The sequence below is a fragment of the Streptomyces sp. NPDC005492 genome (assembly GCF_040605995.1).
Taxonomy (GTDB): domain Bacteria; phylum Actinomycetota; class Actinomycetes; order Streptomycetales; family Streptomycetaceae; genus Streptomyces.
The window spans coordinates 94,944-115,161 of the sequence record NZ_JBEXDX010000009.1; the positions used below are offsets into that span (position 1 = coordinate 94,944).

General features: G+C 69.3%; 16 protein-coding genes and 5 tRNA genes. 11 read left to right on the plus strand and 10 right to left on the minus strand.

The window, feature by feature from the left end:
- Nucleotides 1-34: 34 nt before the first annotated feature.
- Nucleotides 35-220, plus strand: coding sequence for an acyl-CoA carboxylase subunit epsilon (locus ABZT04_RS15145; RefSeq protein WP_356056661.1), 186 nt, complete (start codon nt 35-37; stop codon nt 218-220).
- A 51-nt stretch (nt 221-271) separates the two neighbouring features.
- On the opposite strand, the gene ABZT04_RS15150 is transcribed toward ABZT04_RS15145, so the two are convergent.
- The 9 genes from ABZT04_RS15150 to ABZT04_RS15190 all read right to left on the minus strand — a co-directional run bounded on the left by ABZT04_RS15150 (nt 272) and on the right by ABZT04_RS15190 (nt 14,231).
- Nucleotides 272-3,367 carry an NACHT domain-containing protein gene (locus ABZT04_RS15150; protein ID WP_356056662.1) on the minus strand — a complete coding sequence of 1,032 codons (3,096 nt, stop codon included), beginning with the start codon at nt 3,365-3,367 and terminating at the stop codon, nt 272-274.
- 102 nt (nt 3,368-3,469) lie between these two features.
- Nucleotides 3,470-4,051, minus strand: coding sequence for an ATP/GTP-binding protein (locus tag ABZT04_RS15155; RefSeq protein WP_009314218.1), 582 nt, complete (start codon nt 4,049-4,051; stop codon nt 3,470-3,472).
- On the minus strand, nt 4,032-4,598 hold the full coding sequence (locus tag ABZT04_RS15160; RefSeq protein ID WP_356056663.1) for a DUF742 domain-containing protein: 567 nt from the start codon (nt 4,596-4,598) through the stop codon (nt 4,032-4,034). The genes ABZT04_RS15155 and ABZT04_RS15160 overlap by 20 nt, the downstream gene beginning before the upstream one ends.
- A gap of 94 nt (nt 4,599-4,692) precedes the next feature.
- Nucleotides 4,693-5,106 (minus strand): roadblock/LC7 domain-containing protein, encoded by a 414-nt coding sequence (locus ABZT04_RS15165; protein WP_005479603.1) that lies wholly within the window; start codon nt 5,104-5,106, stop codon nt 4,693-4,695.
- 10 nt (nt 5,107-5,116) lie between these two features.
- On the minus strand, nt 5,117-8,446 hold the full coding sequence (locus ABZT04_RS15170) for a nitrate- and nitrite sensing domain-containing protein (protein ID WP_356056664.1): 3,330 nt from the start codon (nt 8,444-8,446) through the stop codon (nt 5,117-5,119).
- Between the two features lie 399 nt (nt 8,447-8,845).
- Nucleotides 8,846-9,421, minus strand: a complete 576-nt coding sequence (locus ABZT04_RS15175) for an ATP/GTP-binding protein (protein ID WP_006375318.1) — start codon at nt 9,419-9,421, stop codon at nt 8,846-8,848.
- Nucleotides 9,402-9,800 (minus strand): DUF742 domain-containing protein, encoded by a 399-nt coding sequence (locus tag ABZT04_RS15180; RefSeq protein WP_019058642.1) that lies wholly within the window; start codon nt 9,798-9,800, stop codon nt 9,402-9,404. Before ABZT04_RS15180 ends, ABZT04_RS15175 begins: the two co-directional genes overlap by 20 nt.
- Nucleotides 9,801-9,911: 111 nt before the next feature.
- Nucleotides 9,912-10,325, minus strand: coding sequence for a roadblock/LC7 domain-containing protein (locus ABZT04_RS15185; protein WP_005479910.1), 414 nt, complete (start codon nt 10,323-10,325; stop codon nt 9,912-9,914).
- Nucleotides 10,326-10,334: 9 nt separating this feature from the next.
- A complete protein-coding gene (locus tag ABZT04_RS15190) occupies nt 10,335-14,231 on the minus strand; it encodes a nitrate- and nitrite sensing domain-containing protein (RefSeq protein ID WP_356056665.1) in 3,897 nt (1,298 codons plus the stop codon).
- Nucleotides 14,232-14,803: 572 nt separating this feature from the next.
- Here ABZT04_RS15190 and ABZT04_RS15195 point away from each other — a divergent pair.
- The 10 genes from ABZT04_RS15195 (at nt 14,804) to ABZT04_RS15240 (ending at nt 19,483) form a co-directional block, all read left to right on the plus strand.
- Entirely contained in the window at nt 14,804-14,989 is a 186-nt protein-coding gene (locus ABZT04_RS15195; RefSeq protein ID WP_356056666.1) for a hypothetical protein, read from the plus strand.
- A 79-nt stretch (nt 14,990-15,068) separates the two neighbouring features.
- On the plus strand, nt 15,069-15,845 hold the full coding sequence (locus ABZT04_RS15200) for a fumarylacetoacetate hydrolase family protein (protein ID WP_355925108.1): 777 nt from the start codon (nt 15,069-15,071) through the stop codon (nt 15,843-15,845).
- Nucleotides 15,838-17,322, plus strand: coding sequence for a glutamate--tRNA ligase (gene gltX / locus ABZT04_RS15205; RefSeq protein ID WP_356056668.1), 1,485 nt, complete (start codon nt 15,838-15,840; stop codon nt 17,320-17,322). The genes ABZT04_RS15200 and gltX overlap by 8 nt, the downstream gene beginning before the upstream one ends.
- A gap of 113 nt (nt 17,323-17,435) precedes the next feature.
- A complete protein-coding gene (locus ABZT04_RS15210; RefSeq protein WP_356056670.1) occupies nt 17,436-18,095 on the plus strand; it encodes a DUF4241 domain-containing protein in 660 nt (219 codons plus the stop codon).
- Nucleotides 18,096-18,145: 50 nt separating this feature from the next.
- On the plus strand, nt 18,146-18,877 hold the full coding sequence (locus tag ABZT04_RS15215) for an HAD family hydrolase (protein WP_356056672.1): 732 nt from the start codon (nt 18,146-18,148) through the stop codon (nt 18,875-18,877).
- A 92-nt stretch (nt 18,878-18,969) separates the two neighbouring features.
- Nucleotides 18,970-19,041: transfer RNA gene (locus ABZT04_RS15220), tRNA-Gln, on the plus strand.
- A 42-nt stretch (nt 19,042-19,083) separates the two neighbouring features.
- A tRNA-Glu gene (locus tag ABZT04_RS15225) sits at nt 19,084-19,156 on the plus strand.
- A gap of 62 nt (nt 19,157-19,218) precedes the next feature.
- Nucleotides 19,219-19,291, plus strand: a tRNA-Glu gene (locus ABZT04_RS15230).
- Nucleotides 19,292-19,311: 20 nt separating this feature from the next.
- Nucleotides 19,312-19,383: transfer RNA gene (locus ABZT04_RS15235), tRNA-Gln, on the plus strand.
- A 27-nt stretch (nt 19,384-19,410) separates the two neighbouring features.
- Nucleotides 19,411-19,483 (plus strand) — tRNA-Glu (locus tag ABZT04_RS15240).
- A 53-nt stretch (nt 19,484-19,536) separates the two neighbouring features.
- On the opposite strand, the gene ABZT04_RS15245 is transcribed toward ABZT04_RS15240, so the two are convergent.
- Nucleotides 19,537-20,181: a MerR family transcriptional regulator gene (locus ABZT04_RS15245; RefSeq protein ID WP_356056674.1), complete on the minus strand. Its 645-nt coding sequence runs from the start codon at nt 20,179-20,181 to the stop codon at nt 19,537-19,539.
- Nucleotides 20,182-20,218: the final 37 nt, after the last annotated feature.

A 20,218-nucleotide genomic window follows, 5' to 3' on the forward strand; every position in this document is an offset into this window, starting at 1 on the left:
CCCGCGGAAACCTCTCTCACGGAGACTGAGACCTATGAGCACCCCTGACATTCGTGTCGAGAAGGGCCACGCCGAGCCCGAGGAAGTCGCCGCCATCACGGCCGTCCTCCTGGCTCGCGCTGCGGCTGCCCCGACGACCCCGAACCGCCCCCACCGCAAGGCCGGCTGGCGCCGACTGGAGCGCGAGGGGGGCTTTCGGGCTCCGCATAGCTGGCACTGAGGTTTTTGGCTCGGTCACGGCCCCACTTTCCTGCGGGAGGGTGGGGCCGTTTCAGTTGATGGTGAGGTTCTTGACGGGGAGGTCGAGGGTGGTGAGGGGGGTGCCGTCGGGCGTCTGGCAGGACGTGATGTATAGCAAGTCGAGGGAACTGAGGTCGCGGTAGGCACGCGAGTCCGCAGGCACGATGCAGTTGTGCAGCGTCAGCGTCCGTAGTTCGGCGGGAAGGGGTTCACGTTCTGCCAGCCATTCCGGCAAGTGCATGCCTCTTAGGCTGAGGTCAAGGAGCCCGGGCATGGCGGAGACGCTCCTCAGACTGCGCGGCGTACGTGTGCTCGCGGTCGCCAGAAGTAGGTTCTCGACATCGGGGAAATTGCCCAAAGCGGCCAATTCGCTAGTCTCGCTCAGTTCGTAGAGGCTCAACCAGGACGTCGTCGGCCCAAGATGCAGACTGTCGAGGTCGGCCACGCCCCCGTGATCGAGTCCCAAGTAGATGAGGTTGCCCAGATTCTCCACGGATTCGAGTCCACGCAGCTTGCCTCTCCCGAAGACCGTGAGCAACTGCAGCTGTGGGTGAGCCGTCAGCACTGAGAGGTCTCCGGGGCCACGGAGGTCGTAGACCGACAGAGCCTTCACGGGCGGGAGTTGGTCCACGGTGGCGAGCCTCTGGAGCGGGTAATGGATCGACAGCCTGGTGATGGACCTCAATCGAGTCGCCGCGTGCCACTGCTGAGAGTGCCTGAGATTCACCAGGTGCCCCTCCAACGGCAGCCCCGTCAGCACCTGCTCGCCGTAGGCATCCGCGTCGAAGTACGCCCAGGCCTCGATGATTGCGTCGATTACGGTGCCGCGTCGGTCCTCCGCATACCCCATCATCAATGCCAGCGCCTCCTCCCCGCCGACCATCGCCACGGTCCGCACCGTCTGTATCGCGGCCTTCTCCGTCAACTCGCCCAGCGAACGCGGCAGTCGCCGCAGCAGGCTCGGCCCCACAGCCGCCAGCGCCTGCGGGTCCTTAGGCCGACGAGCCGGAAGCAGCGCCGACATCGCCCCATCCAGCCGCCCCGCAAGCCCCTCCGAAACCGACGGCATCGTCTCCTGACAAGAAGCCGCCAGCAGCCGCAGAACCCGCGCATGCCGAGGTTCCGCCTCCGCCCGGTCAAGAACCCCGTCCAACAACTCCTGCCGCTGCCGCGAGTTCGCATGCCCCGCGGCCATGATGATCGTCTCGCGCCACAGGTCCAGATGAGCCCGCCCGACCAGATTGCCGATCCGGTCCTCCTCTGTCGCCTCCTCGGCGGCCAAGTACTCCTGGAACGTCCGGTGGACGAAGTCCAGACGCCCCTCCACGGGGGAGCGCAGGATGCCCGAGCGGTCCCGCAACTGCTCGAGGACCTGATGGCCGTCCTGGACCTCCAGGTGCCGCATCGCCGACAGCTTCGACGCGACATGGACAGCCGCCTGGTCCAACCCGATCTCACTGCGGTTGTTGTCCGAGAGCCGCCACGCCAGATCCCGCAGCACGACCAGCTTGTCGCCCAGGCTCAGCTTGCTGTCCAGCGCGCTCGGTACGTTCCGGTCGGCGTCGCGGTCGTGGACCAGGGTGTGGAGGGCGTTGCGGTACAACTCCATGCGGTCCCGGGGGAGTTGGCTGCCCCGGTTCAGGTGCATGGCGCAGAGCATCGCGGCGAGCAGCGGGGTGCCCGCCAGGGACTGGAGATGAGCGCGGTCCTTGAGGCTGTTGAGCAGGGACTGTTCGTAGCGCGGCAACTCGTCCACGGCACAGGGGAGTTCATCGCCCAGTTCGCGGACGGCCTGATGCCACTGCCTTACGAACGCGGCCAGGTCCGGGGGCGTCATCCGGTCCAGGTGGAGCGCCGTGAAGTCCTCCCGGCGCAGCCAGTCCGCCCCGGCCGCGGTCGGACGTGAGGTCACCACCACCCGTATGCCGGCGTATGTGGCGAGCAGTCTGCGCAGCCACTCCCGTACCGATCGCCGCTCCGAGCCGAGCAACTCGTCCACTCCGTCGACCAGCAACAGGACCTTGTTGTCCCGCAGTTGGCGTTCCACCCAGCCCTTGGGCATGATCCCGGTGATGTTCCCGGCGACACCGTCGAGCAGTTCCTCGGGTTTCTTGGGGAGCGGACGGCCGCTGTACTCGCGGAGTTTGACGAAGACCGGTGTGAGGCCGTTCCAGTCGGCGAGTTCGGCGGTGAAGGCGCCCCGGGCCGCCGTGATCGCCAGCCAGCGCAGCAGTGTGGTCTTGCCGGAGCCGGCCTCGCCGCGCAGCAGGACCCGGGACGCCCCGCCGAGCGCGGACTCCACCCGCATGCCGGAGCTCTCGGCCCCGAACTCCTCCCAGCCGCTCAGATCGGGCCTCAGGGGCAGTGCGCGGACGGCCCTGCGCCGGGTGCCGTCGTCGCCGGTGGCGCGCAGGCTGACGTAGGCCACCGAGAGCCGGACCTGAGCGGCGGCGCGGTCGGACGTGCGGCGGAACAGCTCCACCTCGTCGAGGCTGTTGCTGACCAACTCCATGTACCAGCGGCGGAATTCATGGTCCCGGTCGGTGCCGTCCGGGGCGAACAGGGAGCGGTCGGGGAGCCGTTCGAGGACGCGGGCGACCCTGTCGCTCAACGCGCTGGTGCGGGCGAGCAGTTCGGTCAGCGTCCGCTCCTCGAAGACCGGCAGGGTCCGCACGATGCTGACGTAGTACTCGCAGCATTCGGTGAAGAGGAGTTCGTAGAGGCGGGTCTCCGGTTCGCTGAGGCCTACCGGTGGATTCACCGATGCCGTGATGCGGCGGATCAGTTCGGCCGGTTGCGCGTCGGCCGCCAACACCGCCTCGTCCGACAGGTCGGCGCGTGCGAACGTGTCGCACACGCCGTTGAGGGCCGCCTCCCGGCCGTTCTCGTCGAGGCCGCGGAACTCCTGGGCCAGGAACGGTTCGATCCGCGCGGCCACCGTGTCGGCCATTTCCTCGAACTGGCGCCTGACGCTGCGCTGTTGGCGCAGGCCCGGCACCCGTACTCGTACGAGATCCTCCATCGGCAGCCGGCGCTCCTGCTCGCGCCGCTTGCCCCCGAGCCACATCTGCGCCGCCGTGTTCGCCACGGTCGTCCCCAGACGCAGTGCCGCCGCCTCCGCGCTCATTTCCGTCCCCCTCGCCGGACCCAAGAGCGTTCATTGTGGCAGCGCGGTACGACAAAGGGGCCCTCTCCACCAGGAAAGGGCCCCTCGAAGGAAGAGGGTCGGCTACCGGAGCCGTGCCATCAGCGCGTGCTCCACCAGGGTGATGAGCGCCGACTTCGCGTCCGCGCGGTGTCGCGCGTCCGTCGTGATGATCGGGGTGTCCGGGCCGATCTGCAGGGCCTCGCGGACCTCGTCGGGGTTGTACGGCTGCTGGCCGTCGAAGCCGTTGAGGGCGATGACGAAGGGGAGACCCGAGTTCTCGAAGTAGTCGACCGCGGGGAAGCAGTCGGCGAGACGGCGGGTGTCGACCAGCACGATCGCGCCGATCGCGCCGCGCACCAGGTCGTCCCACATGAACCAGAAGCGGTCCTGGCCGGGGGTGCCGAACAGGTACAGGATCAGGTCCTGGTCCAGGGTGATGCGTCCGAAGTCCATGGCGACCGTGGTGGTCGTCTTGTCTCCGGTGTGGGTGAGGTCGTCGATGCCGGCCGATGCCGACGTCATCACAGCCTCGGTACGCAGCGGGTTGATCTCCGAGACGGCCCCGACGAACGTGGTCTTGCCCACGCCGAAGCCACCCGCCACCACGATCTTCGCCGAGGTGGTGGAGCGGGAAGGACCGCCGCTAGAGCTTGCGAAGTCCACTGAGCACCCTTTCGAGCAGTGTCACATCTGGCTGGCCGCCGGCGTTCTCGTCGCCGCCGGGCTGATGAATGGCGACCAGGCCCGCCTCCGCCAAGTCGGCGACGAGGATCCTGGCCACACCGAGAGGGATCGTCAGGAGGGCCGAGATCTCGGCCACCGACTTGATCTCCCGGCAGAGGTTGCAGATCCGCTGATGCTCGGGCAACTGGCCCTGCATCTGGTGCGGCTGCGCGGTGGTGTGCACCAGCGCCTCGATGGCGAGCTGGTAGCGCGGGCGGGTCCGGCCACCGGTCATGGCGTACGGACGCACCAAGGGGTTGTTCGCCGCGGGTGCGGCTTCGGGGGAACGGCGGTGAGGCTGCACGGGCTGGATGCGCGGCGCCGGCGGCTGGTCGTACGGTGAAGGACCGGGGCCCTGCGGGTACGGCTGGCGGCGCGGGGACGGCGAGGAGGGGAAGTTGTACCGGTTCTGGGAACCGTCGCCCTGCCCCTGGCCGGGGCCGTACGACCAGTTGCCCGAAGACGAACCGCCTGGGGGTGTTGCCACTTTCTCCTCCTCCGACTGTGCCGGGCACCCATCAATGTGGAGCCGCGTCCCGAAACCTTATGGCCTCGGGACGCCAAAACGCACTGTCCGTCTGTTAGTTGAGAAGGCTCCCCTGGAGCTCTGCTCGAAGGTCCGGGGTCAGGACCGTACCTGCACGGTCCACCAGAAGGGCCATCTCGTACCCAATGAGGCCGATGTCCGCCTCGGGGTGTGCGAGCACCGCGAGCGAGGAACCGTCGGATACGGACATGATGAAGAGGAATCCCCGCTCCATCTCCACAACCGTCTGGTTCACGCTGCCGCCCTCGAAGATGCGCGAGGCACCGGCGGTGAGGGAGGTCAGACCCGACGCGACGGCCGCCAACTGGTCGGCACGGTCACGCGGGAAACCTTCGGACATCGCCAGAAGGAGTCCGTCGGCGGAGACCACCACCGTGTGGGACACACCGGGGGTGTTGTCCACGAAGTTGGTGATCAACCAGTTCAGGTTCTGCGCCGCCTGGCTCATCGGGCTCACACTAACGCTCCTGGTCGTAGGTGCTGTCGGGGCCGAAGCCCTGACCGTTCGTTTCACTACCTGCGCTGCGTCCCCGCTGAACCCCGCGACGCAGGTTGCTCAGCCTGCCCCGGATGTCCTCGGGAGCGCGGGAGACCTGTGGGCCGCCCTGGGGGGTGCTCTCGGCGGTGCCCTCGACCAGATTGGCCTTGGGTACCCGCCGCGGCAGGCCGGAGGAGGTGACCCCGCCCGCCTTGGGCTTCTTCAGCGCCGACGCCTGCTGCCAGCGCTCGTCGTTCGCCGACCGCCAGTCCACGGTTCCGGTGGTGCCGTTGGCACTGCCGTTGCCGTTGCCGTTCGCGGTGCCGTTCGCCGCGCCGAACATGTTGGTCTTGCTCTCCGGCGCGGAGGTCGACGGCTCCCGGTGCGCGGGTTGCGCACCGCCTGAGCCGTTCGCGGCCGAACCGCGGCGCGGCAGGCCGGCGTCGGTCAGCGCGTGCACGGCGGAGGGGGCCGGTCCCGGTCCCGGACGGTCGAAGCCTACGTGATCCCGCTCACTCGCGTCAGCGGCCTGCGTGGACTCCGCTTCCGGAGCGTACTGGTCCGGGTAGCCGTTGCGGTAACCGTCCTGCTGCGGCCAGTCGTCCTGGTAGGACGGCTCTTCGAAGCCCGGATACGTCTCCGGCGCCGCGGGGTGCGCTGACGCGTGCTCCTCCTGGACCGGCTCCGCATACCCGGGCTCCGGGTAACCGCCGTTCGACGGGAAGGAGTCGGCGAAGGTGTCGTTCTGCGGCAGCCCGCCGTTCGGCGCGAAGTACTGCTCGTCGTACGCGGGCTGCTGCGGCTCGTCGTACGACGTCTGCTGCTGCTCCTCGTACGCCGGCCGGCCGTTGTGGTAGGCCGAGGGCTGCTCCTGGTAGCCCTGCTGCCCGTTGCCGTACGGCTGCTGCTGCGGGTCACCGGGTTCGGGGAACTCGGTGAACTCCGGGTACTCGCCCGCCTCCAGGGCCTCCTGGCCCGGCTTCTGGGACTCCAGGGCCGCCCGGCGCTCCTCGCGCATCAGCGAGCGGCCGACCGGGTCGAGCTCGCGGATGTCGTCCGGCACCTCGGAGTAGCGGGTGTCGTCGAAGCCCAGCTCGGCGGCCGTACGCATCGGGGCGTGGTTGAAGTCCTCGCCCTGGAACGGCTGCTGCGGCTGCTCCGGCATGATCTGCGAGACGGTGAACTCGTCGCGCTGGAGCTGCTGTTCGCCACCGCCACCGTGGGTGATCGCGTCCGGCAGCATGACCAGCGAGGTCGTACCGGCCTGCTCGCCCGAGGGGCGGAGCTGGACGCGGATGCCGTGCCGGTCGGAGAGTCGGCCGACCACAAACAGGCCCATGCGCTGGGAGATCGCGACGTCCACGGTCGGCGGGTTGGCCAGCTTGTGGTTGATGTCCGCGAAGTCCTCGGCGGTGAGGCCGATGCCCTTGTCGTGGATCTCGATCATGACGCGGCCGTCGGGGAGACGGGTCGCGGTGACGCGGACCTTGGTCTGCGGCGACGAGAACGTGGTGGCGTTCTCCAGGAGCTCGGCGAGCAGGTGCACGAGGTCGGTCACGGCGCGGCCGTGGATCTCGGCCTCCGGGACGCCCGACAGCTCGATGCGCTCGTACTGCTCCACCTCGGAGGAGGCGGCGCGCAACACGTCGACCAGCGGGACCGGCTGGTCCCAGCGGCGGCCGGGCTCCTCGCCGGCGAGGACCAGGAGGTTCTCGCCGTTGCGGCGCATACGGGTCGCGAGGTGGTCCAGGCGGAAGAGGTTCTCCAGCTGGTCCGGGTCGGCCTCGTTGTTCTCCAGTTCGGTGATCAGGGTCAGTTGACCCTCGATCAGCGACTGGTTGCGGCGCGAGAGGTTGGTGAAGATCGCGTTGATGTTGCCGCGCAGGAGGGCCTGCTCGGCGGCGAGGCGGACGGCCTCGCGGTGGACCTGGTCGAAGGCCCTGGCGACTTCGCCGATCTCGTCCGTGGTGGTGATGGGGATCGGCTGGACGCGGGTGTCGACGCGGCCGGGGTCGGTGCGCGAGAGCTGGTCGACCAGCATCGGCAGCCGCTGCTCGGCGATGCCGAAGGCGGCGTTGCGGAGCTGGCGCATCGCGCGGCTCATCTGGCGGGCCACCATGCCGGCCAGGATGAACGCGGCGAGCAGCGCGACCACGACGGCGGCACCGGTGATGATCGCCGACTGCTTGGCGTCGTCGGCGATACCGGCGGCCTCGGTCACCGCCTTGTCGGCGAGGTCGAACTCGATCTTGTGATACGCGTTGTACTGGAGGGTGGTCACCGCCCACCAGTTCTGCGCGCTGACGCCCTTCTTGGCGAGGGCCTCGCGGTAGGCGGGGTCGGTGCCCTGGAGCTGCCCGAGGTAGGTGACCAGAGTGGTCGGGTTGGCCGGCGGGGCCACGTAGTTGGGGTCCTTGGCCTTGGCCTGCTGGACCATGGCGGCGCCGTCGGTGGTCATCTTCGCCTGGGCCGCCGTGAGCTTGTCGGCGTCCTCCTGCGTGCCGCCGCCGGTGTACTCCTCGATGGCGATGCGCTGGAGATAGGCGTACGACGTGAGGGCGACGCGCTGGCTGGCCAGGTTGCTGTCGTCGGGGCCCGGCTTGACCAGCATGTGCATGCCGATCGAGCGGTCGAGCGACAGCGCGGCCTTGGTCAGCGAGATCGCGTAGACGGTACGGCCGTAGCTGGTGATGTTGCCGGTGCCCAGACCGAGTTCGTTGGCGAACTCCATCAGGGGGTGGGCGATCTCGGTGTAGCCCTCTTCGGTCTGCACACCGCTGAGCTTGGTGGTGTAGGCGGCCGTGCGCAGCGACTGGAGGTTGGGCTCCTCGGCGCGGAAGAGCTTCAGGCGCCGCTTCAGACCCGGGGTCTGCGGCATGTTCTGCGCGGCGGCGTCGAAGGCGTCGGCGGCCGCGTCGGTCTTCTTGCGGACCGCGGTGACCGTCGCCTTGTCGTTGCCCAGCAGCAGGGGAGCGGCACTGCTGTCGCGCTCCACGTACAGCGCGTCGCCGTAACTGAGGGCGGCCTGCACCAGCCGGGCGGTCTTCTCCGCGTCTTCCGCGTTCTGCCAGGTGTCGATCGAACTCTTCACCTGGAAGCCGCCCATGACGAGGCCGACCACCACGGGTATGAGCAGGATCGCGTTCAGCCGGGTCGGCACCCGCCAGTTCCGCGGGGAGAGACGGCCGCCGCTCGGAGCGGGTGGCGCCGTCGGCTCCGAGCCTGGCACAGGGGCGGGCGCCGCTCCGCGCGGCGGCGGGGTGAAGTTGCCCCGGGCCGACGGCTCGGGACCGTTCTTGCTTCGCCTCACTCGACCAACAACCTTCCGGCGGTCGGCACCTATCGTCGTGCCGCAGTGTCTCAAGCCCGTCAACGACCTCTGAGTATCAGTACGTCGTTGACTATTGGGCAGTTCAGGCATTCCAGCACGTCAGCATGCGCGATTCCAAACAGTCGGAACCGCTGATTCCGAGTGATGTAAGCCCCAGATAAATCGGTCATAAAGAGCGAGCCCCGCCAAAAGACGGGGCTTTGCTAGCGCAGTGGCACCGGATGACCGCGACGCGTGGCGGTACCACCGGATTCCTCTGCCGAAACGTTATGAACACCGGGGCCGACCGTGTCAAAGGCCACAGCCGGCTCCGGCACATCTACGACAACTGCCGTATGGCGCTGCCGACTTGAGCACTGTCTCAGCCCTGCCCGAAAGCTACCGCAGCCGAGCCATGAGTGCGTGCTCGACCAGCGTGATCAGCGCGCTCTTCGCATCCGAGCGGTGCCGGGCGTCCGTCGTGATGATCGGTGCGTCCGGACCGATCTGGAGCGCCTCGCGTACCTCTTCCGGGTTGTACGGCTGGTGGCCGTCGAAGCCGTTGAGGGCTATGACGAAGGGCAGCCCGCTGTTCTCGAAGTAGTCGACCGCGGGGAAGCAGTCGGCGAGACGGCGGGTGTCCACCAGGACGACGGCGCCGATCGCGCCGCGTACCAGGTCGTCCCACATGAACCAGAAACGGTCCTGACCCGGCGTACCGAAGAGGTACAGGATCAGGTCCTGGTCCAGGGTGATACGGCCGAAGTCCATGGCCACCGTGGTGGTGGTCTTGTCCCCGGTGTGGGTGAGGTCGTCGATGCCCGCGCTCGCGGACGTCATAACGGCCTCCGTGCGCAGCGGGTTGATCTCCGAGACGGCACCCACGAACGTGGTCTTGCCGACGCCGAAGCCACCCGCCACCACGATCTTCGCGGAGGTGGTCGCCCGCCCTCCGTCAGAGCTTGCGAAGTCCACTGAGCACCCTTTCGAGCAGCGTCACGTCCGGAGCGCCGCCGTTGTTCTCGTCGCCGCCCGGCTGGTGGATGGCCACCAGTCCGGCCTCGGCGAGGTCCGCGACGAGGATCCGGGCCACACCGAGGGGCATGGCGAGGAGCGCCGACACCTCCGCGACCGACTTGACCTCGCGGCACAGGTGGCAGATGCGCTGGTGCTCAGGAAGCAGTCCCATCAGCGCTGCCGGGTCGGCCGTGGTGCTGATCAGGGCCTCTATGGCGAGCTGGTAGCGCGGCCGGGTCCGGCCGCCGGTCATCGCATAAGGACGTACCAGCGGCTGGTCGCCCTCGTCCCCGTACGGCTCGGCGTACGGATCATGAGAGGCGGTGGGCGGGGTCATGAATCCTCCGGGCGGGACAGCAAGTCGGTCGGGCTAGCCGTCTGACAGGGCCGGTGGGGGGATTGTGGCGGCCGGACGGTGATTTGGTGAGACGGGTGGTGCCGGGGCCGGTCAGTGAAGCAGACTGCCCTGGAGTTCGGCGCGCAGGTCCGGGGTGAGGACCGCCCCCGCACGGTCGACGAGCAGTGCCATCTCGTACCCGACAAGGCCGATGTCGCACTCGGGGTGTGCGAGCACTGCCAGGGACGAGCCGTCCGAGACGGACATGAGGAAGAGGAATCCCCGCTCCATCTCCACGACCGTCTGTGCCACGTCGCCGCCCTCGAAGATCCGGGACGCCCCGGCCGTCAGCGAGGTGAGCCCGGAGGCCACGGCCGCGAGCTGGTCGGCGCGGTCGCGCGGGAACCCTTCCGACATCGCCAGAAGGAGTCCGTCGGCAGACACGACGACGGTGTGGGACACACCCGGGGTGTTGTCCACGAAGTTGGTTATCAACCAGTTGAGGTTCTGTGCCGCCTGGCTCATCTGGCTCAACTAACGCTCCTGCTGGTGAGTGGGGCTGGGGAAGCTGCCGGTCTGGCCGGTACCCGTACCGGCCTGGCGGCCCTGTGCGATGCCCCGACGGAGATTGGTCAGCCGGCCGCGTACGTCGTCAGGCGCACGGGAGACCTGCGGACCGGTTTGGTGCTGTTGCTGCTGAGCCGTGCCCGGGACGAGGTTCGCCCTGGGCACCCGGCGCGGCAGGCCGGAGGTGGTGACGCCGCCCGCGGCCGGTTGCCTGACACGCTCTGCCTGCCGAACGAGGTCGTCGTTCGGCGAGCTGCGCCAGGTACCGCCCGTGGAACGCTGGGGGGGTGTCGCCGGAGCCTGCGGTGCCTGCGGCTGGGCGGAAGCGGAGCCGTTGCTCTGGGAGGAGCCGTTGCTCTGCTGTTCCGCCTGCTGGCCGTGGAACCAGTTGGTCTCCAGCGTGTCGTACAGCGGCGTCCTGCCGTCGCCGGGACCCGTGGCAGGCGGCAACGCCTCGGGCTCCTGGCGGGTGGGACGCTGCGGGGCGGGCGGCCGCGGGGCGCCGAAGTCGGCGCCGTTGCGGTTCCCGTTGACCTGCGGCCGCTCGAACTGCCCGCTGTTGGCGGGGTTCTGACGGCTCGGCAGATTGTGCTGACCGGTGGACCCGTTGTCAAAGCCCGGCGTCGCGAACTGACCCGTGGAGCTGGGGTCGTAGGCCTGCGGGACGGCGAACTGTCCCGTGTTGGCCGGGTTGGACGGGTTGTTGGCCGCGCCGCCGGGACCGCTCGGCGGAGTGCCGAAGACGTCCGAGCGGACGAACTCGCCGCCGTTCTGCGGGGAGTTGGCACCGGGGCGCGGGGTGTCGAAGTCCGGCCGGGGGAACGAACCGGTGTCCTGCGGCGAGCCGTTCGCGCCGGGCCGGGGGAACGACCCGGTGTCCTGGCGTCCGTTGGCACCCGGCCGCGGGAACGACCCCGTGTCCTGGGACCCGTTGGCCCCGGGGCGCGGGAAGGAGCCGGTGTCCTGCGGCCCGCGCGGGAACTGCGCGTCGGGGCGCGGGATCGCAGGCATCTCCGTCGTGGCCGCGGGGCCCTGACGGTCGTCGATGCGTGGCATCCGGGAGGTCTGCTCGGCGTCCCGCTCGTCGTGGCCGCGCGGGGCGTCGAGATTGCCGCGGCCCAGCGGGGGCTGCGCGTTCTCGTCGCTCCAGCTCGGGCGCTGGTTGGCGCCCGGCAGCTCGGCCCGCGCGCCACCGCGCGGCGGGAGCTGCGGCTGCCGTCCGCGTCGGCGGCCACCACCGCGGGGCGGCTCGGGCTCGTCGCCGCCCGTCCGCTGCGGCGGCACCGGGTTGCCGTTGCCCTGCGGCGGCATCCCGCCGAAGGCGTCCTGGCGGCCGTCGCCGAAGCCCTGCTGCGCACCGGGACCGGCGGCCTGGAGACCCTGCGGGGCACCGGGCGCCTGGCCGCCGAAGACACCGGAGGCGTTCGAACGGCCCTGCGGCGCCGAGGGACCCTGCGGGCCGCGCGCACCGCCCGGACCACCGGGACGTCCGCCGCCCGCACCGGGCAGCGCGGCCCGCGGGCCCTGACCGGCGCCGACCTGGCCGCGCGGAGCGGCCCCGGCACCGAGAAGGCCACCGTTGCCACCGCCGGAGGCACCCGCGCCGAGCGCGGAGCTGCCCTGGCCGTTGCCCCGGCGGGCCGCACCGGCACCGGCCGCGGCGGCAGCCGCGGCGGAACCGACGGCGGCCTGGCCGGGCTTGCCCGGAGCGGGCTTCTTGCCGCCCTGGGCGACATCGACGGGGAGCATGACCAGCGCGGTCGTACCACCGGAGTCGGAGGGGCGGAGCTGGATGCGGATGCCGTGGCGCTGCGAGAGGCGGCCGACCACGAACAGACCCATGCGGCGGGAGACCGAGACGTCCACGGTGGGCGGCGAGGCGAGCCGCTCGTTGATCGCCGCGAGGTCCTCGGGGGAGAGGCCGATACCGGTGTCGTGGATCTCGATCAGGACGCGGCCGTCGGGCAGCGCGTGACCGGTGACTTTGACCTTGGTCTGGGGCGAGGAGAACGAGGTCGCGTTCTCCAGCAGCTCGGCGAGGAGGTGCACGAGGTCGTTGACCACGCGGCCGGCCACTTCGGTGGTCGGCACGGAGGCCAGCTCGATGCGCTCGTACTGCTCCACCTCGGAGGCGGCGGCGCGGAGCACGTCGACCAGCGGGACCGGGCGGGTCCAGCGGCGGCCGGGCTCTTCACCGGCGAGGACTAGGAGGTTCTCACCGTTACGGCGCATACGGGTCGCGAGGTGGTCGAGCTTGAAGAGCGAGGAGAGCTGGTCCGGGTCGGCCTCGCGGGACTCCAGTTCGGAGATGAGCGAGAGCTGACGCTGGATGAGGCCCTGCGAGCGACGCGAGAGGTTGGTGAACATCGCGTTGACGTTGCCCCGCAGAAGGGCCTGCTCGGCGGCGAGGCGGACGGCCTCGCGGTGCACGTCGTCGAAGGCCGCGGCCACCTGGCCGATCTCGTCCCGGGAGTGCACACCGACCGACTCGACGGAGGTGTCGACGTCCTGCGGGTCGGACTCGGAGAGCTGCTTGACCAGCTCGGGCAGGCGGTCCTGGGCGACCTTGTTGGCGGTCTCCTGGAGGCGGCGCAGCGAGCGGATCATGGACCGGGCGATGACGAAGGCGCCGACGAGGGAGACACCGAGCACGAGCAGGATCAGCGCACCGGAGATGATCGCCTCGCGCTCGGAGGCGGAGCGCAGCTCGCGGGCCTTCTGCTCCATGTCCTCCAGGAGCGAGTGCTCGATCTTCTTCATCTGCTCGATCTTGGTCGAGCTGTCGTCCACCCAGTCCTTGTAGGACCGCTTGTCCAGCGAGGCCAGACCGTTGCTGTTGTCGAGGACACGCTGTGCGTAGGTGTCCGCCGACTCGATGATCGGGTTGCTGTCCTCGATCGGCTGGATGAGCTCCTCGGCGCCCTGGTCGCCGTAGATGTTGCGGAAGATGGCGAGCTCGGACTTCTCGCTCTCCAGGGCGGAGTCGGCGTAGAGCCGGTCGTTGTCGGAGAGCTTGCCCTGCTGCGTGTTGTTGTTCGGCAGCGCGGCCGCGATCACGGCGCGCTGGACCGAGGAGAACTCCTTGGCGGAGGAGAAGGCCGCCAGGGCACGCGTGCGCTGGATCATCTCCGGGTTGCTGGTGGCCTCCGCCATGTCCTGCGAGAGGTCGAGCAGTTGGGTGATCAGCCGGTGGTAGGCGTCGACCGTCTGCGTCGAGTTGTTCTTCGACTGGTACGCCGTCTTGCGGATCTTGTCGAGGTTGTCCAGCTCGGTGGCGAGGCCGACCAGGCTCTCCCGGACGCCCTGGAGGTTGCCGCTCTTGCTGGCGCTGTCCACCTCTTCCGAGGCGTTGATGAAGTTGTCCTTGGCGCGGTCGGTCTTCTCCTCGTAGCCCTTGACCTCGTAGTCGGTGGACTTGCCACCGTGCGCCAGGGGACCGGCCGACATGTCGCGCTCGTCCTGGAGCGCGGTGGCCAGCGCGGTGGCCTGCTTGGTCATGTCCGTCAGCAGCTTCATGTTGTCGAGCTGCTGGATGTCGGTCATGGAGTCGCTGATGCGCAGGGCGCCCAGCGAGGTGGCCGCGACCACGGGGAGCGCGAGCAGCGACACCAGGCGCGTGGAGATGCGCCAGTTGCGCAGGGCGACGCGGGGCCCGGGGCCGGCCGGGCCCGCCGGCTTCACCGGGGGCGGCGGAGTCGCGGGTGCGGACACACCGGGACGCCCGGGGGCTCCACCGTCGCCTGACGGGGCCGGGCCCGGGTTCTGGGCGTGCTGGGGCGAGGAGCTGCCGGTCTTGGGGCCAGCCCCGCCATGCGGCTCCGGCTCCGCCGAAGCACTGCCATCCCTCTTGAAACGTCCCTGCACTAGCGTCGCAACCTCTGGACCAGGCGCCCCTCCGCGCGAACGGAAGGACGGTGTCGGCGTCTTAGGGAGCGCCCTGAACGCGCCCCCCAGTGTGTGGTCGTGAGTGACCGGCGCTGCTCCCCCTTCCGCCGCCCCTGGCGCTGCGTTGCGCCCTCTGCGCGCCGGGCTGATTCTGCGGCGGTCCGTGGAATTCCAGCACAGTGCCGGATCTCCAACAAGGCCCGTAGGCCAGGCTGTGACCTGTGTGACACCCCGTGAGGACAGTGTCACGAGACGTAGAAAGCTATTCACTCCAAAGTGGGCATATCCCCACCATCCCGCAGGGCATGGGATGTGCCCCAGTCGCCATGATCAGGAGCGGAATAGCAGCTTCAGGCAGTCAATGTCCGTTTCGTTGAGGTGAGTTGGGGGACCGAATTGGCCGTTTTGTCCGTGCGGTGGTGAGCAAACTCACACGCGGATCATGGGGTCTTCGCGCCTTCGGCCGGGAATCGGATGTTTAGCCTGGCGCTTTACATGAGGGCACAACCTGTCAACCACCCACCCACGGACGACAAGGGTCGAGTACAACAGTGAAGACGACGATGATGTTCCGCAACATTGCCAACCCCCGACGCACCACGCTGGCGCACCTCACGGACGCCGAAGCGCCGCGGACGCCGGAGCAGCCGGAACACTCGCTCGACCTGCCGGCCCAGACCGCCAACCCGCGCCGCACCATCCTCGACGAGATCCCGGTCACCGCCGCCGCGGAGTAATTGCGCGCGGAGGCGCCCCCGCACCGCGTTAGCCTGGAGCGTCAGACTCCAGCCGGTCAGTGAGGGGCGCCAGGATCCCGTGCGTATCGCCAGATTCTCCATCGACGGGAATGTCGCCTTCGGCGCGGTCGAGGGCGACCGCCCGGACGAGCTCGTCCTCGACATCATCAAGGGCATCCCGTTCGCGGACTTCGAACTCTCCGGTACGAAGGTCCCCCTGAGCAAGGTCCGCCTCCTGCCCCCGGTGCTCCCGAACAAGGTCGTCGCCTACGGCCGCAACTACGCCGAGCACGCCCGGGAGCTGGGCAACGAGGTACCGGACGCCCCCTTCGCCTTCTTCAAGCCGTCCACCTCGGTGATCGGCCCCGGCGACGACATCCAGTACCCCTCCTTCACCGAGGACCTCCACCACGAGGCCGAACTGGCCGTCGTCATCGGCCGGATGTGCCGCGAGGTCCCGCGCGAGCGCGTCAAGGACGTCATCCTCGGCTACACCTGCGCCAACGACATCACCGCGCGGGACGTCCAGAAGCGCGAGAAGCAGTGGGCCAGGGCCAAGGGCTTCGACACCTCCTGCCCGCTCGGCCCCTGGGTGGAGACGGACCTCGACCCGAGCGACCTCACCGTCCAGCTCACGGTCAACGGGCAGCAGCGGCAGCTCGGCCGCACCAGCGAGATGATCCACTCGATCGAGGATCTGATCGTCAACATCACCGAGGCCATGACGCTGCTCCCCGGCGACGTGATCCTCACGGGCACCCCGGCAGGCGTCGGACCGCTCACCGTCGGCGACGAGGTCGCCGTCACCATCGAAGGCATCGGCACTCTCACCAACAAGGTTGTCAAGCGTGGCTAGCGCACCCGCCTCCCCCGTCCGCGTCCGTTTCTGCCCCTCGCCGACCGGCAACCCGCACGTGGGCCTGGTCCGCACCGCCCTGTTCAACTGGGCGTTCGCCCGGCACCACCAGGGCACGCTGGTCTTCCGCATCGAGGACACCGACGCGGCCCGCGACTCCGAGGAGTCCTACGGCCAACTTCTCGACGCGATGCGCTGGTTGGGCTTCGACTGGGACGAGGGCCCGGAGATCGGCGGCCCGCACGCGCCGTACCGCCAGTCGCAGCGCATGGACATCTACCAGGACGTCGCGCAGAAGCTCCAGGACGCCGGCCGCGCCTACCACTGCTACTGCTCCACCGAGGAGCTGGACGCCCGCCGCGCCGCCGCCCGCGCCGCGGGCAAGCCGTCCGGTTACGACGGCCACTGCCGCGACCTGAGCGCCGAGCAGGTCGAGGCGTACCAGGCCGAGGGCCGGACCCCGATCGTCCGCTTCCGGATGCCCGACGAGGCGATCACCTTCACGGACCTGGTCCGCGGCGAGATCACGTACCTTCCGGAGAACGTCCCGGACTACGGCATCGTGCGTGCCAACGGCGCGCCCCTCTACACGCTCGTCAACCCGGTCGACGACGCCCTGATGGAGATCACCCACGTCCTGCGCGGCGAGGACCTGCTCTCCTCCACCCCGCGCCAGATCGCCCTCTACAAGGCGCTGATCGACCTGGGGATCGCGAAGTCCGTGCCCTCCTTCGGCCATCTGCCGTACGTGATGGGCGAGGGCAACAAGAAGCTCTCCAAGCGCGACCCCGAGTCCTCGCTCAACCTCTACCGGGAGCGCGGCTTCCTGCCCGAGGGGCTGCTCAACTACCTTTCGCTGCTTGGCTGGTCGCTCTCGGCCGACCGGGACGTCTTCGCGATCGACGAGATGGTCGCGGCCTTCGACATCGCGGACGTCAACCCCAACCCGGCCCGCTTCGACCTGAAGAAGTGCGAGTCGATCAACGGCGACCACATCCGGCTGCTCGACGTGAAGGACTTCACGGAGCGCTGCGCCCCGTGGCTGAAGGCCCCGTTCGCCCCCTGGGCGCCGGAGGACTTCGACGAGGCCAAGTGGCAGGCGATCGCCCCGCACGCGCAGACCCGCCTCAAGGTCCTCTCCGAGATCACGGACAACGTCGACTTCCTGTTCCTGCCCGAGCCCGTCCAGGACGAGGCGTCCTGGGCGAAGGCCATGAAGGAGGGCTCCGACGCCCTGCTCCGTACGGCCCGGGAGAAGCTGGAGTCGGCCGACTGGACCTCGCCCGAGTCCCTCAAGGAGGCCGTCCTGGCCGCCGGTGAGACCCACGGCCTCAAGCTCGGCAAGGCCCAGGCCCCGGTCCGCGTCGCGGTCACCGGCCGCACGGTCGGCCTGCCGCTCTTCGAGTCCCTGGAGATCCTCGGCAAGGAGAAGACCCTGGTCCGCATCGACGCGGCTCTCGCCAAGCTGGCCGCGTAAGGCACACGCGCGTGGAGGGGCGGCGGCCGTGAAAGGCCGCCGCCCCTCCGGCGTTGTCAGTGCGGGGCGTTAGGGTTCCGGATCATTGAAGATCGTCCCTGAGAGGCGCCCGCATGCCGATGACCGCTCGTGACTACACCTGGCTGTTCACGCCCGGCAGCACGTTCACGGAGGGCGAGACCGGCACGGTCGGCGTGATCCACCTCGTGGACGGCGGCCAACTGTGGCTGCCCACCGGCCAGGTGGTGGCCTGCGACCCGTTCGTCGGCCTCGGCCACGGCGAGGCCGAGCCCTTCACGGTCGCCGTCGCCCCCGGCCGCTACCGCGTCGAGGCGGCCGTCGCCACCCTCACCCAGCCCGACGAACCGCCCTCCGACGAACCCCACTTGAGGGTGGCCGCCGCCCGCCTCGTCATACGCGACGAACCCACCGCCACCTGGGAACTCGCCCTCCAGCCCGGCCAGGACCTCACCGAACTCACCGAGGACGAGTTCTACGGCTATGGCGTGGACGCCGGCACGGGCGCGTTCTACGACGCCTCGGTGGACGGCTCCTTCCCCGACTGCGAGGGCGATGAGGGCCCGCTGTGGGACGCCTTCGAGCAGCACAAGTGGGCCCCCGGCCCGCACCTGATCACCGCCCCCGACACCGGGCACAACCTGGTCGCCTTCACCTCCGGCTGGGGCGACGGCGCCTACCCCACCTGGATCGGCCGGACGGCGGCCGGCGAGGTCACCTGCTTCGTGACGGACTTCTTCGTCGCTCCCGAGTGACGGCCGGCAGGGGGCAGACGTGCCCCCGGGCCCCGGGTTACCGTCGGATCATGACCATTCGGGCCGTTGTCTGGGACGTCGACGACACCTTGTTCGACTACACCGGCGCGGACCGCGCCGCCATGTGCGAACACCTGGCGGCCGAGGGACTGCTCGACGGACACGCGAGTGTGGTGGACGCCCTGGAGCGCTGGCGGGACGCCACCGAGTTCCACTGGGCGCGGTTCTCGGCCGGCGAGGTCTCGTTCGAGGGACAGCGCCTGGACCGCGTCCGGCTGTTCCTGGGGCGGGAACTGACCGACGCCGAGGCCGAGGAGTGGTTCCGGCGCTACAAGACCCACTACGAGACGGCCTGGGCCCTCTTCCCGGACGTCCTGCCCGTCCTCGACGCCCTCGCGGCCACCCACCGGCACGCGGTCCTCTCCAACTCCAGTCTCACCGTCCAGGACCACAAACTGCGCACCCTCGGTGTGCACGACCGCTTCGAGGTCATCCTGTGCGCGGCCGAACTGGGCGTCTCCAAACCGGAGGCCGGCGCCTTCCTCGCGGCCTGCGAGGCGCTGGGACTGCCGCCGCGCGAGGTGGCGTATGTCGGAGATCACCCCGAGATCGACTGGCGGGGCGCGGCGGACGCCGGACTGTTGTCGGTCTGGATCGACCGCCACGGTGTGCACGCCTCCGCCGAGGCCTTCGTGGGACGGCACCGGATCGCCTCTCTCGCCGAACTCCCCGCGCTCCTCGGCGCCGATACCCGTTTTGGAGCCCCGTCCACCTTCAGGTAATGTTCTTCCTGCGCCGCCGGAGAGCGGGCCGCAAGGTCCGAAAGCCGGAGGCGCAAGCTAGAACAAGATCTCCATCAGAGGTTGCGTTCCAGTGGCCTATGGTGTAATTGGCAGCACGACGGTTTCTGGTTCCGTTAGTCTAGGTTCGAGTCCTGGTAGGCCAGCTCGCAGAGCTCATCTGCACCGCAGAGATCCAGCTCTGCAAAGCCCCCGTTGTGTAGCGGCCTAGCACGCTGCCCTCTCACGGCAGTAGCGCCGGTTCGAATCCGGTCGGGGGTACAGATCCTTCTCAGGGAGGCAGTCCGGGTCGCACCCGCTGTGTCTCATGCAGGATCGCTAGGGCCCCCGTTGTGTAGCGGCCTAGCACGCTGCCCTCTCACGGCAGTAGCGCCGGTTCGAATCCGGTCGGGGGTACGCTTTACCTTGCAATACCTTGGTCTATGGTGTAATTGGCAACACTACGGTTTCTGGTACCGTCATTCTAGGTTCGAGTCCTGGTAGACCAGCTCTGATCTGCGGAAACGCACATCTAGGCCCCCGTTGTGTAGCGGCCTAGCACGCCGCCCTCTCAAGGCGGTAGCGCCGGTTCGAATCCGGTCGGGGGTACGCGCGAATGAAGGCCCTCCACTTCGGTGGAGGGCCTTCGTCGTACCCGATGCTCACTCGAAGCCGTAGCGCCGCGCAGACTCCTCCTCCTGTGCCAGCCGGTGCAGTGCCTGGAGCACCGGCTCGTTGAGGATCGCCCCCAGGATCGCGAACTCGACCCGCTCCGCGTCCGACGGGTACATCTCCATGTTGTCCAGGTCGAGGACGGCTGTCCGGTGCATCAACTCGGCGTACGGCGCGAGCAGTTCGGCCCCGAAGCCGTAGCCGATCCGGCGGAAGGCGGCCACCGCCACCACCAGTGAGCGGTACGCGGGGGAGACGGTCGTGAGCTGTTTGGCGTTCTCCCAGCCGAGCCGGTCGAGGAGCGCGGCGACCGTCTGGTGCGCGGCCTGGACGTGCTCGTCCTCCTCGTCCGGCTCCGGCACCTGTGGCAGTGCCCACAGGGACGCGCCGAGCCGGATCGTGCGGCCCAGGGAGTCGTCGTCGACATGCCCGAGCACCTCCCGGACCGTCGCCACCGGGACGCGGCCGACCTGGATCATCGCGCGCACCAGCCGCAGTCGGCGCAGGTGCTCCTCGTCGTACTCGGCGGTGGTCGCGTTGAGCTGCCGCCCCGGCGCCAACAGGCCTTCGCGCAGGTAGTACTTGATCGTCGCGGTGGACACACCGCTGCGCTCGCTCAACTCGGCCAGCCGCATCTGTCGCGCCTTTCTTCGGGGGCTTGCGCCCTCCCCT